We start from the raw sequence: 14,201 nt of genomic DNA, 5'->3' as shown, positions 1-14,201 counted from the left end.
CCCATGCTAGCGGATCGCCCGCCCGGCATCAATCCTGGTCGGCGAGCGCGTAGGCGGGGCGGCTGAAGGCGCGGGGGTCGATGCGGTAGCGGGTGAGCTTGTTGCGTAGCGCGCCGCGGCTGATTCCCATCAGCTCGGCCGCCCGCGACACGTTGCCGCGCGTGCGCTTGAGGGTTGCCTCGATGAACGCCCTTTCCAGTTGATCCAGCGTGATGGCACCGGGGGGCAGGTCGATCTCGATGCGCCCGCTGTTGCGCCGTACCCCCACGGGCTGCGGGGCCGCGGCGGGCCGTTCGATGGGCAGGTGCTCGGGCTCGACGGTGTCGGACTTGCACAAGAGTACGGCGCGTTCCAGCACGTTCACCAGTTCGCGCACGTTTCCGGGCCAGGGGTACTCGCGGATCAGCGCCGCCGCCGCTGGCGAGATGTCCAGGTTGGGCCGTCCGAACTTCTTCTTGAAGGCGCCCAGATAGTGACGGGTGATGGCCGCAATGTCGCCGGGGCGCTTGCGCAGCGGCGGCACCACGATCTCGACCACGTTGAGCCGGTAGTAGAGGTCCTCGCGGAACGCGCCCCGCGCCACCTCGCCGTGGATGTCGCGATTGCTGGCCGCGATGACGCGCGTCTCGACTTCGATTTCGCGTTCCCCGCCCAGGCGGCGGAAGCGTTTCGAGTCCAGGAACTTCAGCAGCTTGACCTGCGTGACCAGTGGAATCTCGGTGATTTCGTCGAGAAACAGGGAGCCGCCGTCGGCGAGCTCGATGAGGCCGGTCTTCTGTCCGCGCGCATCCGTGAAGGCGCCCGGTTCGTAACCGAACAGTTCGCTCTCGATCAGCGTGGCGGGAATGGCCGCGCAGTTGATTTCGATGAAGGGCCCTTCCGAGGTGCGCGAACGCTCGTGGATGGTGTGCGCGAACAGGCTCTTGCCAACGCCGGACTCGCCCTGCAGCAGCACCGAGGTGGTGGTGCTCTCGGCGACGCGGTCGATCAGTTCGAGCACGTGGCGGATGGGCTCGCTCTCACCGACAATTTCGTCGACTTTGGTGGAGCGGCGCGTGCTGCGCGCATGTTCCTGGCGCTCGCGGCGCAGGTGCATCTGCGAGAGGATCTGCTCGATCAACTCGTGGAAGGGTTCGTCGTCGATGGGCTTGAACACGAACGCGCGCGCGCGAATCTGCAGCACCTTCTGGTCCAGGTTGGGCAGGTCGGGCGGGACGCACAGGATGATCTGCGCGCCCGGCGACACGCGGCGTGCCTTCTCCAGGGTGGACCGCGAGGTATTGAGCGAGACGTCGTCGCTGAAACCGAGGATCACGATGTCCACGTGCGCGTCGGGGCGGTCTAGGTCGCTGGCGCCGACGAAGCGGACCGGCCGGGAAAGCCCCCGCAGGCTGGCGCGGACGTGCTCCGCATCCCAGTCGTTGGAATCGATTATGAGAAGGTCGAATGCGTCGTGCTTGGTCTTCATGGCCGTACCGGACACCATCGGGAACAAATGGACTGAACAGGGTATTTTGTGCAAGGAGCGTGCCCGGGGCCGAATCTGGCTTGCGGACGCGCGGGCCTTGCGCTAACGTTGAACGACCGGATCGGCCCCGAATTACAGAAGACGGCACCTGGTGCCGTTTCGCTCGCGCGAGTGGAGACGCGCCTGAACATGAACCGACGATTCCTGCCTCCCGCACTGCTCGCCGTCACCGCCCTCTGTGCCGTGCTCACCTTCGGCTGTTCCGAGGATGACGATCCAACCGGGCCGCCGCCGCCCGCGCCGCCCACGGTGGGCGGGGTCAGCGAGACCGTCGTGTCGCCCGGCGACACGCTGGTGATCACCGGATCCAACTTCGTGTCGCCGGCGAGTTCCAACACGGTGACCTTCACCAATCCGCTGGGCACGTCCAAGCCGTTCGCCGGCAGCTCGACGTCGCTCTCGGTTATCGTCGACCAGGATGCCACCACCGGACCCGTCAGGGTTTCCCACGCGGGCGGATCGTCCGCCGGTCCCTCGGTGGAGGTGCGCCGCGGCATCGGTGACTTCTTCGTGTTCGGGGGACTGGGCGCGAACAACGTGCTCGCGTTGCCCAATCCCACCGCGACCACGCGCTACCTGGTGGTCCCGCACGCCACCAATGCGGGTCTTCCCTACACGTCAGAAGTGGGCTATGCCATCGACAGCGAGACCGCGGTCCCGGTGGCGGCCACGCAAACGGCGGCGGCGGCGCTGCGTGCCGCCGAGGCCACGGGGGTGGGTCTGCAGGAGGCGTTCGAGGCGTGGCGCTGGGAGCAGACACGGGAGCTGGTCGACGGCCGGGGTGTGCCGCCGCGGCCCACCCGCCGGTCCGCGCCGGCGACCCCACAGGCGCCGCAGGTGACCCGTCAATTCTATGTGCTCAAGACCACCACCGGCAGCGTCACCAACCCGGCGAGCTTCCAGCGCGTCACCGCGGAACTGCGCTACGACGGCGCCAGGTGCCTCGTCTATTCCGACGTGGACACCCTTGCCACCGGCAACTTCGACGGATCCCACTACCGCACCATCGGTGAAGCGTTCGACAACGGCATCGAAGCCACCAACGTGCAGTACTTCGGGGGCTATTCCGATGTCGACGGCAACGGCAAGGCGATCATCCTGAGCACGCCGGTGGTCAACCGGCTGACACCGGGCGGGTCCGGGGGCTTCATTGCGGGATTTTTCCTGTCGGTGGATCTGTACTCACCGCCCGCCATACCCTCGGGTATCAGCAACGAGGCCGAGATATTCTATCTGCTCGCCGCCGATCCCGCGGCACAGTGGGGGAACACGTTCCCGGTGCAATTCACGCTGGATACCAACATCTCCACCACCGCGCATGAGCACGAACACATGATCAGCTTCTCGCACCGTATCTTCAACGAGGGTGGCGTCACGCAGACGACCTGGCTGGAGGAGGGCATGGCGCACATGGCCGAGGACCTCAATAGTCTCGATGTCGACAACCAGAAGCGGACCGCGATCTACATGGGCAACCCCGGTGCTATCTCGCTGGAGCACAACACCGCACCGCTTTCGCAGCGCGGGGGGATCTACCTGTTCCTGCGCCTGATGGCCGATCGCTACGGCACCGACATCCTCAAGGAGATCGTGCAGAGCCGCTGCGCCGGACGCGCCTGCGTGCAGGAGGTGACCGGGCGGGACTTCTATGACCTCGTGGCCGAGTTCCTGGCCGCGCTCTATCTGAGTGATCGCGGCGTCACCGCGGACCCGCGTTTCAATTACACGTCCATCGATCTCGCGGACTTCGGCACACTGGTGACACCGCTGCGCGCCGCCGGCGGGGGTCTGGTGGCCGGTGACATCCGCAAGAGTTCCGGTGATTTCTACATGTTCACGGGTGCGCTCAACACAGAATCGCGTTTCACGTTCACGGATGAAATCGGCAATGCGCGCCTGCGCAACGTGATCGTGCGAGTTCAGTGACGCTTGCGCGGAGGAAACCTCTTTTGAAGAATCACGTTCCGGGTGTGGTGCTGGCCTCGCTGCTCGTGGTTGCGGCCTGTGATGGTTGCGGGGGCGGGCGGGTGAAGGTCGCCGGTGACTTCAGCGGCATCGAGGAGGGACAGCGGGTGAGTGTGGACGGGGTCCTGTCGCTGCGGGGCAGCACGCCGTTTGCGAGCCTGGTGCTGGAGACCGGCGACGAGACGGTACTCACCATCGACAGCCGGGACGACGCGCTCATGACCGAGCTGCGCGGGCTGCTGGAAATGCGCGTCACCCTGGACGGCACCATGCTGGCGCCGCTCGTGCCTGGTTCGCCGCGCATCGACGCCACGGGCTACCAGCTCCTGCCGCTGCCCACCGGCGAGGTTCCCATCGTGGGGATCCTCGCCCTCGAAGACAACCAGTGTGTGCTCGTCGCCAAGGACGGCAAGCGCTACTGGATCCGCGGTGACCTCACCGGCGCGATCCGCGAGTACGAAGGCGCGCGCATCTGGATCGTGGGCGCACGTGCGGACACCGACGCGCCCGGACGCCCGAAGAAGTCAACGCCGTTCACACCCACCGGCTACGGCGTGCTCGACGAAGCACCCGCGCCGTAGGATCCGGCGTGTCGATCCGCCGACACGCCTTCACCTCCCGTCTATCCGGCCCAACTTGCGTGCGTGCAGCGCGCTAACCGCCGCGGCGTGGCCACCGCCCGCGCCGCGTGCAAACCCGCCCTGCGTGCGGCCACAGCTCCCGGGCCGCACTCGAACTTCGCTTCGGGGTTGACGTTGTGCGCGCGGGCGCGTGGTGGCACCCGCCTTGCGCTGTCAGTTGCCGCCGCGGGCACGCTCCGGCCGGCGCGGCCACGCTGAACTGCAATCCGGAATGGCACCGTGAACGACGCCCCACATCGTTTCGACCCGCCCATCGTCGGCGAATCGCTCGCCGCCGAACGCCTGCGCGACCTGGTGCTGACACTGGCCGGATCCGACGTGACCGTACTCATCACCGGCGACAGCGGCACCGGCAAGGAGGTGCTCGCGCGCAACCTGCACCGCTTCAGCCGCCGCTCGCGGCAGCCCTTCGTTTCGGTCAACTGCGCGGCGCTGGCGCCGGGCATCCTGGAGAGCGAGTTGTTCGGCCACGACCGCGGTGCCTTTACCGGCGCGGTGCGATCCCACGCCGGGCTCTTCGAGCAGGCCAACGGCGGCACCATCTTCCTCGACGAGATCGGCGAGATTCCACCGTATATTCAGGCGAAGCTGCTGCGGGTGTTGCAGGAGGGGGAGGTGCGCCGCATGGGCGAGGGCGCGGTGCGCCGTGTCGACGCGCGCCTCATCACCGCCACCAACGCCGATCTCGCGCGCATGGTGGCGGACGGTACCTTCCGCAAGGATCTCTTCTACCGCATCAACGTGGTGGAGGCGCGCGTGCCATCGTTGCGCGAACGGCGCGCCGACGTGGTGGACCTGGCGGCGCACTTCTTCCGCGTTCGCGGCCTGGAGCCCCCCGCGGTTCCGGAGGAAACAGCGCGTGTGCTCATCGCCTACCCATGGCCCGGCAACATCCGCGAACTCGAGAACGAGGTGGAACGGATCGTCGCGCTGCACGCAGCGCCCGATCTGCTCACCCCGGACATGCTGTCGGCGCGCATCGCCGAGGAGGCGGCTGCGGTGACGCTGGATGTCGACGTGCTGTGCGAGGCGCCGCTGGCGCGCGCGGTGAGCCACCTGGAGGCGAACCTGCTCAAGCGCACGCTCGAGGAAACCAACTGGAACAAGTCCAAATCCGCCCGCCGCCTGGGACTCTCGCGCCAGGGGTTGATCAAGAAGATCAAGCGCTACGGTATCGCGCGGGAGGGCCCGGAGAACTCAGCGTGACACGGTGGTGGCCGGTGCGCTACCATGCCGGCATGGCTGACAAGACGCGTATTGCGGTGGTGGGTGCCGGTCACGTGGCCCAGGTGGCCCACATTCCGGCGTACCGTGCCAACCCCGACGTCGAGCTGGTGGCGGTGGTCGACTACGACCCCGTGAAGGCCCGTCGCATCAAGGAGCAGTTCGGCTTCAAGGAGTGGTTCGACGACATCTCCGACATGCTCAAGAAGTGCGAGGTGGATGCGGTCGACATCTGCACCCCAAACTACCTGCACGCGCCCATGGCCATCGCGGCGCTGCGCAGCGGTCGCGATGTGCTGTGCGAGAAACCGCTGGCGCGCAACGCCAAGGAAGCCGAGCAGATGGTGCTGGCCGCCGAGAAGCACGATCGCATCCTCATGGCCGCCTTGAACAACCGCTTCCGCGAAGACGCCGAGATGCTGCAGAAGTTCGTGAGCGGCAAGGAACTCGGAGACGTAAACATCGTCAAGGCGGGCTGGCTGCGGCGCGCCACGGACTGGAAGGACCGCGCCTGGTTCACCGAGAGGGGCAAGGCGGGTGGCGGCGCGTTGCTCGACATGGGCACCCCGCTCCTCGATCTGGCCATGTGGATCAGCGGACTCAAGAAGGCCACCGGTGTTTCCTGCAGCGTGTTCGGACAGAAGGGCAAGGACACGGTGGAAGACTCCGCCTGCGCCATGGTGCGCTTTGCGGGCGGTGCGTGTCTCATGCTGGAGGTGAACTGGAACCTGCGCGACCCGCGCGACGTGGTCTACATGCAGATCTACGGCAGCAAGGGTGCGGGCATTCTTACCCCATTGCAGGTGCACAAGTCCATCCAGGGCGTGCTGGTCAACGTGACCCCCGCGCTCGGCAAACAGAAGAACTACTTCAAGGACAGCTACCAGGCGGAGATCGACCACTTCATCCAGTGCGTGCGCAAACAGAAGACGCCCATGGCGTCGGGGCGGGATGCGTTGCACACCATGCGCATCGCCGACGCCATGTACGAGTCGGCGCGCACCGGCAGAGAGGTCGAGCTCGGCGGATGAAATGGCTCCCGGGCAGAGTCCTGCCCCCGCTTCCCCTCATCGTTCCCGCGATTCTCTCCGGCCTGCTGATCACGCTGTGCTTCCCCATGACCTCGCTGGGGCCGGTGTCGTTCCTGGCGCTGGCACCCGTGTTCGTGGCCGTGCTCCGCGTGCGCCCCACGCGCCGGCAATCGTTCCGCACCGGCTTTCTGACCGGGTTCGTGTGCTTCGCCACCATGATGTGGTGGATCCTGATGTTGAGTCCCGCCGCCGATGCCACCATCCCGCTGCTCTCGAAGATCATCCCGCGCCAGTTCATGATGCCGCTCCTGCTCACGCCGGCGCTGGCTCTGCTCTCACTCTACCTGGCGTGCTACTCGGGGCTGTTCTTCCTGGCGTGTTCCGCGCTCACGCGCTGGCGCCGGCCGGCCTTCGTGGTTGCCGCCCCCGCGCTGTGGGCGCTGGTGGAGCTGGTTCGTTCGCGCGGGGAACTGGCCTTTCCCTGGGGCGTCATGGGGTACACCCTCTCGGATCACCCGCAGCTGCTGCAGTCCGCTGAGTTGTGGGGCGTGTACGGACTCTCGTTCATAATCGTTCTGGTCAATGCGCTGATCGCGGTGCTGGTGACGGCGCCCGGCCCGCGCGCCAAGGCGGCCGCCGGCGTCCTGGCATGCGCCGTCGCGGCGGGGATGTTCCTGTACGGCGACGCGGCCATGCGGCGGGTGGATGCGCTGCCGGGTGCGACGATGCGGGTGGGAATCGCGCAGCCCAACATCGACCTGGAGATCAAGTGGAAGCCCGAGTTCAAGGACTCGTCGTTCAATCGAATTGACGAGCAGGCCGTCCAGGCGCGGGACATGGGCGCGGAGCTCGTCATCTTTCCGGAGACGTGCGCGCCGGTGTACATAGAGAACGCGCCCGGTTACAAGAGCCGCCTGGTGGGCCTGTCGCGGTGGCTGGGCATTCCCGTCTACGTCGGTTTCCTCGACCATCGCTACGACGGCCCGGGTGAGGACCTGAACATCTACAACTCATCCGGCGTGTTCGCGCCGGACGGCGAGATCCTCAAGTATGACAAGCGCCACCTGCTTCCGTTCGGCGAAGCGCTGCCGCTGGCGCAGCGCTTTCGTTCGCTGCGCAAGGTGGACTTCGGCCAGGCCAACTTCCAGCCCGGTCCGCGCCGCGCACCGCTGGTGGCAAACGGTGCCCGCTTCACGCCCCTGATCTGTTTCGAGTCGGTGTTCCCGTACCTGTGCCGGCAGGGGGTGGAGGATGGGTCGCAGCTGCTGGTCAACGTTACCAACGACGGCTGGTTCGGCGACACACCGGGGCCCTTCCAGCACGCGCAGATGAGCATCGCGCGCGCGGTGGAGTTCCGCCGCTACCTGGTGCGCAGCGCCAACAGCGGCGTGTCGATGGTGGTGGCTCCCACCGGCGAGGTGACGCAGTTGCTGCCGCTCAACCAGGGCGGTGTCCTGCTGGCCGAGGTGAAATTGCTGGGCGGCCGCACCGTGTATGAGCGCGTGGGAGACACGCCCCTGGTGGTCGCGAGCCTGCTTCTGCTTGCCGTGGCGTGGGCTCTGGCCCGGCGCGGCGTCCGTACCCCATCCTGACTGCCTATTGTGCCGGGGCCGCCGAGCGGTTATGATTCGGGACGCGGCTTGTTTCCCGGGAGTTTTCATGGACGTTTTTCTCCTTAAATCGAAGATCCACCAGGCAACCGTCACCGGTGTCGACATGAACTATGAGGGCAGCATCGTCATCGACGCCGCCCTCATGGAAGAAGTCGGCTTTCACCGCTGGGAGAAGGTGCTGGTGGCCAATATGAACACCGGGGACCGGTTTGAGACGTATGTCATCCCGGCGCCGGCCCGTTCGGGGCGCATCGAACTCAACGGCGCCACCGCCCGGCTGGGCCAGACGGGGGACCGCGTGATCGTGTTCTCCTTTGCGCGCGTCTCCGAGTCGGAGGCCCGCACGCACGTACCCCGGATCGTCCTGCTCGACGAGGAAAACCGCGTCATCCGGCGCTCCTTCGTCGCGTAGCGCCCTTTGCCGGCGCCTGTCAGATCCGCTTCGTTTCCATGACCCAGAAGCTCTACCTCGACCAGACCTACGACACGGTGTTCGAGGCGGCGGTGGCTTCGTCCCGTCCGCTGGAGGACGGCGCCAGCGAGGTCGTGCTGGACCGCACGCTGTTCTATCCCGAATCGGGTGGACAGCTGCCCGACGGCGGAACGCTGGGGGACGCGGTGGTGGCCAACGTGCAGGAGCGCGACGACGCCGTCGTCCACACCGTGCAGGGCACCCTGCGGGCCGGGCAACGGATAGCGGGCGCCATCGACTGGGGGCGGCGCTTCGACCACATGCAGCAACACACCGGTCAGCACGTTCTGTCCCGCGCCTTCATCCAGGCGGCCGGTCTGCACACGGTGTCGTTTCACATGGGTGAAGAGACGTGCACCATCGACCTGGAGGGCACCGGCTTCGATGAAGACGCCGTGCGCAAGGCGGAGGACGTCGCCAACCACGTCATCGAAGAAAACCGTCCCGTGGACATCACCACCATGCCGCTGGCCGAACTGGACCGCCTCGATCTGCGCCGCAAGGTGCCCGAGGGCGTGAGCGAGGCGCGCATCGTTGCGGTGCGCGACTTCGATCTCATCCCGTGTTGCGGGACACACGTGCGCAACACCGGCGAACTGGGACTGGTGAAGGTGCTCAAGGGCGAGAAGGTGAAGGGGCTGCAGCGCGTCCACTTCAAGGTGGGCCTGCGCGCACTCGACGACTACCGTGAGAAACACGCCATCGTCCAGGCGCTGGCCAATCGCCTCACCACCGGACCGGCGGAGGTGCTCACGCGGATCGAGCGCATCATGGACGATGCGCAGGCCGGCGCCCGCCGCGCGAAATTCCTCACCGAACGCCTGGCCGGGGCCGAGATGGCGCGGTTGCTGGATGGCGCCGCGCGTGCGGGAGGCGTGCGGGTGTTGCTGCACCGCGATGCCGATCCGGCCTACGTGCGCGCGCTGGCCACCGTGCTGCAGGGTGAGGCGAAGGTGGTGGCCATTCTGGGCGCCGATGACGGCGCGGTGTTGTGCGTTGCCTCGCGTGATCTTGCCATCGACCTCGCCTCCGGCGCCGCCGATATCGCGCGGGAGCTGGGTGGATCGGGGGGTGGCAAGGGTGGTTTCGTTCAGTTGAAGCTCCCCGATGATTCGCGTTTGCAAGAACTCATGCAGAGGATGGAAGCCCATGTTCGCACCCGGCTGTCGTAGCGCTTTTGTCGTCGTTGCCCTGCTCGCCGCGTGCGCGGCGGGCGCGGCGGGCGCGAGGGCCGAGTCGCCCATGCACCAGAAGAAGCCGGTGCGGCTGCTGTCGACCGTTCATGGCGGTTATCGCCTGATACAGCAGGACAGCGAAATAGGCCAGGAACGTTTCGAGCGCCGCACCTACGACGACAACACCGTGATCTACGACGTGGTGTCCACGGCCAACATGGGTGGCGCGACGCTGTCCTCGGTCGTGCGCCTGGTGGTGGACGAGGAGTCTTACTTTCCGCGTTCCTTCAAGAGCGAGCGGACCATCGCGCAGGCCACGGACACCACGCGCATCGCTTACACGGCGGAAGTCTTCTCCAACGTGGTGGTGGTCAGCAGCGACATCCGGGGCCGGACCGATTCGCGCCGCATCGTGGTCCCCGCCGGTCTTCCCATCGTGGAACTGGGCACGGTCTACGGCTGGTACGAAATCCTGTTCTGGGTCAACCTCTCCTCCCCCGACCACCAGCGCTTTCAGTGGCTGGACCCGCAGCGCAACGTGGTGGAGAGCGGGGAGATCTATGTCGCGGGCGAGCAAACCATGGATGTTCTCGGGAAGAAAACCCCGGTGGTGGTGTTAAAGGCGGAACGGGAGCGCGTGGGGCCGGCCACGTTGTTTGTGGACGCCGGCCGGCGCATCGTGCGCTGCGAGCAGAACGTCACGGTTTTTGAACTGGTGGAGTGGACCGACAAGAAATGAACACACAACGGAGAAATGCGATGAGCCGATCCCTGCCCGCGGCCCTGGCGGCCGTCTTCCTGATCCTGGTGGCGCCGGGGTGCGGGAAGAAGGAGTTTCAGTACGACACCAATCTGATCAGCAACGGATCGTTCGAGGAGGTGGGGAAGGACGGCCTGCCCAGGGGATGGCAGTTGCTTCCGTTTCGCGGCGGGGAGGGACAGAGCGAAGTGGTGTACGCAATCGACGAAGGCGTTGCCCAGGACGGCACCCGCTCGTGGTCGTTCAAGGCCGACCCGGGCACGGAGCGGTTCCACCTGCTGGCGCAGGAGGTCTCGGTGCCGGAGCATGCCACCCACGTGACGCTCACCGGTTGGATGCAGTTGGAAGACGTGGAGCTGAGAAGGGGGCAGTACTCGCACTGCAACTTCCTGCTCACGTTCTTCGATGCGGAGCACACCCGATTTCAGGAGATCAGGTCGGCCGACAAGCGCACGCGGCTGCGTACCGGCGCGCAGCTCTGGGCTCAGGAAGACCAGACCTTCCGCCTGCCGCAGGGCACCCGCTACGTGCAGGTGGCCTGCGTGCTGGGGATGAACGGCCGGGCCTGGTTCGACAACATCACGCTCTCCGTCCCCCGGCCGGTGCCGTGGGAGGAGTCGACCACCAAGAACTTCGTGTTCCACTGGCTGCCCGGGCACCCCATGCCCGAGGGGTCGATTCAATCCCAGCAGGCAATCTTCGACGCCATCGCCGCGCGCCTGGGTGTTACCAGCGACGTCGTCATTCAGTATTACTTCTATCCGGACACCACCACGATTCGCGAGATGCTGAGCCTGAAGGGGTATCAGTACGTCAGCTGGGACGACTACGAGTTCCATTCCATCAATCCCAACGACAACCACGAGGTGGTGCACTTCATCACCGACCCGCTGGGACGTCCACCGCGCTCCATCTCCGAGGGCACGGTCTTCTGGATGCAGGACGAGTGGATGGGACGCCCGCTCGACGAAGTGGTGGGTGAGATTGTACGCGCGCGCCGGCTGCCGGACATGCGGCATCTCATCGACTACAACCTGATGGCGATGGAGGATCCCAACATCATCATCCCCTCCGCGGCTTCCTTCGTGGGATTCATCGTCGACCGATGGGGCACGGGCAAGCTCATCGAGCTGTACACCGCCATCCACGGGGTCAACTCCGCCGACGTGTTCGCGATGGCGTTCGAGAAGGTCTACGGCGTCCCGCTCGCCGAAGTGGAGACGGCGTGGCGCGACCGCCTGCGCGCGCAGTACGCCCAGCGATGAGCTGCGAGCCGGTTTTTTGTTCGCGCTGCGGGGGTGCGCTGACACCGCGCCAGCTGGATGACCGGGTGCGCGCGGTTTGCGAGCGCTGCGGTTTCGTGGCCTACCGCAATCCCGCCCCGGCCGCGGGCGTGGTGCTGGTCGAGTCCGGCGAGGTGTTGCTGGTGCGGCGCAAGTTCGAACCGCGCGAGGGCATGTGGACCCTGCCCGCCGGTTTCGTGGAGTACGACGAGCACGTGGAGGAATGCGCGGTGCGCGAGACCCGGGAGGAGACCGGTCTGGAGGTGGAGCTGGCCGGGTTGTTCGGGGCCTACATGGCCATGGACGACCCGCGCGTGCGCGTGGTGTTGTTGCTGTATGAGGCGCGCCGGGTGGGTGGAGAACTGCGGCCGGGCGACGACGCCAGCGAAGCACGCTTCTTTCCGCTCACGGCCACGCCCGCGGACATCGCATTCCGCGCCCACCGCCAGGCACTGGCCGACCTCGTGGAGCGCTAGTCGAGCACCTGTACGTCGAAGCTGTCACCGCGGTCGATCTTCCAGAGCAGATCCAGCCCTTTCGTCACCCGCCCGAATATCGTGTAACGGCCGCTCAGGTGCGGCTGCGGGGAGTAGGTGATGAACCACTGGCAACTCCCCGTGTCCTTGCCCGCGTCCGCAATCCCGAGGTAGCCTTCGCCGTACTGGTGGTGCGACACCTCGGCGGGAACGGTGTAGCCCGCGTCACCGGCGCCGTCGCCGCGCGGGTCGCCGCCCTGCACGACGAAGTTCGGCACCACACGGTGGATGGTCAGGTCCTTGTAGAAGCCCTTCCTGGCCAGCTCGACGAAGTTTGCCACCGTCTGGATGGCGTCATCGCCGAAGAGCTCCACCTCGATCTCGCCGCGCGAGGTGGCGATTACCGCGCGACGAAGCCCCGTGGGGGGCGCGAGTTGCTTGCGGCGTGAGCGGTCGTACCCGCGCTCGCGCAACGACCGCGCCGACGGCGCCTCCGCCTGTGGAAAGCCCATCGCCTCGAGTGCTGCGGTGGCGGCATCGCGCACGCGGTAGTCCTCGTGGGTGGTGGCGTCCACCAGCAGGCTCTCCGCGGCAAGGGCCTTCATCGCACCCAGTACGGTCACGATCTCCAGCTGCACGTCCGTGAATTCACGGCCGCGAGGCGCATAGTAGGCCTCGATCAGGGCGGACACGCCGGCGCGGTAGTCCTGTTCGCCGATGGCCGTCACCGCCGTGGTGGCCACGGTGAAGTCCGGGTCGCTCAGGTGGGGCGGCAACATGGGCAGGACGGCGGGGTCCTTCAGCATCCCCAGCGCGCTGACGGCCGCCGCGCGCATCATCGGGTCCTTGTCGGCGGTGGCAATGTGGTTGAGATCTGCCGCGCGCTTCTTGAGACCCGCGGTGCCATAGCACTCGATGGCCGCGGCACGAACCAGGCGTGAGCCGTCGCGGCGCGCCTCGTCGATGAACATCTCGCTCTTTTCGCCCAGGCACGCCGCCAGCGCTCGTACGCTGTTGCATCGCACCAGCACACTGGTGTCCAGCAGGCCCTGCATGAGCGCGTCCTTGGCCGCCTTCTCACCGATCTTCTCCAACGACTCCGCAGCGGTGGCGCGAACATCCAGCGATTTGTGCGTCATCAGCAGCGCCGACAGGGGATCCACCGCCTCGCGCGATTTCAGGACCCCCAGCGCGCGTGCCGCGTTGACGGCGACGCGCAGATCGCCGTCGTCGAGCACGTTGATCAGCGCCCTGGTTGCGCCATGGCATTCGAGCTTGCCGAGGGCGCGCGCTGCAAACGCGCGTACCAGCGGTTCGTCGGCCTCGAGGCACTCCTCCAGCGACTGGCATGAGCGCGGCAACACCGGCTGCTTCTCCAGGGCGTAGGCCACGCGCCATCTCACCGTGGCGTCGGGGTCGTGTATGGACAGCAGCAGCACGCCCGCGGCCGCCTCGCCGGGAACGCGCGCGAGCGCGAGCGCCGCGGCGCCACGCACCGGCGCGTTGAAGTCGCGCAGCATGTCTCCCAGGGCCTCCACCACGCCGTCCCCGCCCAGCTTGCCGAGCGCGTCGGCGATCAGCATCGCATCCTCGGCGTTGCGGCCGGCGCGTGCCTCGAGCAGCGGCTTCACCGCATCGCGGTTTCCGATCTGTCCCAGGGCGAACACCGCCTCGCGGAATACCTCGCGGTTGGGATCCTTCAGCGAGGGAATCACCCGCGACGCGTCCTCCGGCTCCTGCATGCGGCCCACGACCTCCAGCGCACGACGGCGCACCAGGGGGGAGCCTTCCCTGATATACTCGAAGATGCGGCCGTTGTCGGTGACGCGCTGATCCTCCCACAGGGCAAGGTTGCGCAGCGTGTCCTGGCCGGCGGCGGTGGCGAGCAGCGGCGAGTAGCGGCCGGCGGCGGCGTGTGACGAGCCAGCCGGGCCGGAAAGCGCGGCCGCGGCGGCCAGCGCCAACAGCGCGCATCGGACAGTTGTTGTATTCATGGCGGCGATGCTTTCATCCCCGGGCGTTTCCTGTCAATG

Annotated in this window: 12 protein-coding genes; 10 read left to right on the top strand and 2 right to left on the bottom strand. The window is 66.8% G+C overall.

The genetic code is table 11. From position 1 onward, the window contains the following. Window positions 1-28 precede the first annotated feature (28 nt). Window positions 29-1,468 (bottom strand): sigma-54 dependent transcriptional regulator, encoded by a 1,440-nt coding sequence (locus OEX18_04710; protein MDH4336561.1) that lies wholly within the window; start codon window positions 1,466-1,468, stop codon window positions 29-31. Window positions 1,469-1,657: 189 nt separating this feature from the next. On the opposite strand from OEX18_04710, the gene OEX18_04705 reads away from it, so the two are divergent. From OEX18_04705 to OEX18_04660, 10 genes are all read left to right on the top strand, one after another. Further along, entirely contained in the window at window positions 1,658-3,454 is a 1,797-nt protein-coding gene (locus OEX18_04705; GenBank protein ID MDH4336560.1) for a hypothetical protein, read from the top strand. A gap of 23 nt (window positions 3,455-3,477) precedes the next feature. Further along, complete coding sequence (locus tag OEX18_04700) at window positions 3,478-4,074, top strand: hypothetical protein (GenBank protein MDH4336559.1); 597 nt, start codon at window positions 3,478-3,480, stop codon at window positions 4,072-4,074. A 279-nt stretch (window positions 4,075-4,353) separates the two neighbouring features. Beyond that, a complete protein-coding gene (locus tag OEX18_04695; protein MDH4336558.1) occupies window positions 4,354-5,340 on the top strand; it encodes a sigma-54 dependent transcriptional regulator in 987 nt (328 codons plus the stop codon). Next, the gene (locus tag OEX18_04690) at window positions 5,337-6,389 is read left to right on the top strand and encodes a Gfo/Idh/MocA family oxidoreductase (GenBank protein MDH4336557.1); all 1,053 of its coding nucleotides are present in this window, start codon (window positions 5,337-5,339) and stop codon (window positions 6,387-6,389) included. Before OEX18_04695 ends, OEX18_04690 begins: the two co-directional genes overlap by 4 nt. Next, entirely contained in the window at window positions 6,386-7,981 is a 1,596-nt protein-coding gene (gene lnt, locus OEX18_04685; GenBank protein MDH4336556.1) for an apolipoprotein N-acyltransferase, read from the top strand. Before OEX18_04690 ends, lnt begins: the two co-directional genes overlap by 4 nt. A gap of 67 nt (window positions 7,982-8,048) precedes the next feature. After that, on the top strand, window positions 8,049-8,414 hold the full coding sequence (locus OEX18_04680) for an aspartate 1-decarboxylase (protein MDH4336555.1): 366 nt from the start codon (window positions 8,049-8,051) through the stop codon (window positions 8,412-8,414). 38 nt (window positions 8,415-8,452) lie between these two features. Next, window positions 8,453-9,646, top strand: coding sequence for an alanyl-tRNA editing protein (locus OEX18_04675; protein MDH4336554.1), 1,194 nt, complete (start codon window positions 8,453-8,455; stop codon window positions 9,644-9,646). Next, window positions 9,624-10,388 (top strand): hypothetical protein, encoded by a 765-nt coding sequence (locus OEX18_04670; GenBank protein ID MDH4336553.1) that lies wholly within the window; start codon window positions 9,624-9,626, stop codon window positions 10,386-10,388. The genes OEX18_04675 and OEX18_04670 overlap by 23 nt, the downstream gene beginning before the upstream one ends. Window positions 10,389-10,408: 20 nt before the next feature. Then, window positions 10,409-11,674, top strand: coding sequence for a hypothetical protein (locus OEX18_04665; GenBank protein MDH4336552.1), 1,266 nt, complete (start codon window positions 10,409-10,411; stop codon window positions 11,672-11,674). Next, window positions 11,671-12,168, top strand: coding sequence for an NUDIX hydrolase (locus OEX18_04660; protein ID MDH4336551.1), 498 nt, complete (start codon window positions 11,671-11,673; stop codon window positions 12,166-12,168). Before OEX18_04665 ends, OEX18_04660 begins: the two co-directional genes overlap by 4 nt. Here OEX18_04660 and OEX18_04655 read toward each other — a convergent pair. Further along, window positions 12,165-14,162: a HEAT repeat domain-containing protein gene (locus tag OEX18_04655; protein ID MDH4336550.1), complete on the bottom strand. Its 1,998-nt coding sequence runs from the start codon at window positions 14,160-14,162 to the stop codon at window positions 12,165-12,167. The two genes, OEX18_04660 and OEX18_04655, sit on opposite strands and share 4 nt — an antisense overlap. Between the last annotated feature and the right edge of the window lie 39 nt (window positions 14,163-14,201).

This window comes from Candidatus Krumholzibacteriia bacterium (assembly GCA_029865265.1).
Lineage (GTDB): Bacteria > Krumholzibacteriota > Krumholzibacteriia > WVZY01 > JAKEHA01 > JAKEHA01.
The sequence above is the reverse complement of the archived record's forward strand: the minus strand, read 5'-3'. Positions and strand labels throughout refer to the sequence as shown.

Coding starts and splice junctions, on each gene's coding strand:
- OEX18_04670 (MDH4336553.1), top strand. CDS start 9,624: ATGTTCGCACCCGGCTGTCGTAGCGCTTTTGTCGTCGTTGCCCTGCTC.
- OEX18_04705 (MDH4336560.1), top strand. CDS start 1,658: ATGAACCGACGATTCCTGCCTCCCGCACTGCTCGCCGTCACCGCCCTC.
- OEX18_04680 (MDH4336555.1), top strand. CDS start 8,049: ATGGACGTTTTTCTCCTTAAATCGAAGATCCACCAGGCAACCGTCACC.
- OEX18_04665 (MDH4336552.1), top strand. CDS start 10,409: ATGAGCCGATCCCTGCCCGCGGCCCTGGCGGCCGTCTTCCTGATCCTG.
- OEX18_04655 (MDH4336550.1), bottom strand. CDS start 14,162: ATGAATACAACAACTGTCCGATGCGCGCTGTTGGCGCTGGCCGCCGCG.
- lnt (MDH4336556.1), top strand. CDS start 6,386: ATGAAATGGCTCCCGGGCAGAGTCCTGCCCCCGCTTCCCCTCATCGTT.
- OEX18_04660 (MDH4336551.1), top strand. CDS start 11,671: ATGAGCTGCGAGCCGGTTTTTTGTTCGCGCTGCGGGGGTGCGCTGACA.
- OEX18_04675 (MDH4336554.1), top strand. CDS start 8,453: ATGACCCAGAAGCTCTACCTCGACCAGACCTACGACACGGTGTTCGAG.
- OEX18_04710 (MDH4336561.1), bottom strand. CDS start 1,468: ATGAAGACCAAGCACGACGCATTCGACCTTCTCATAATCGATTCCAAC.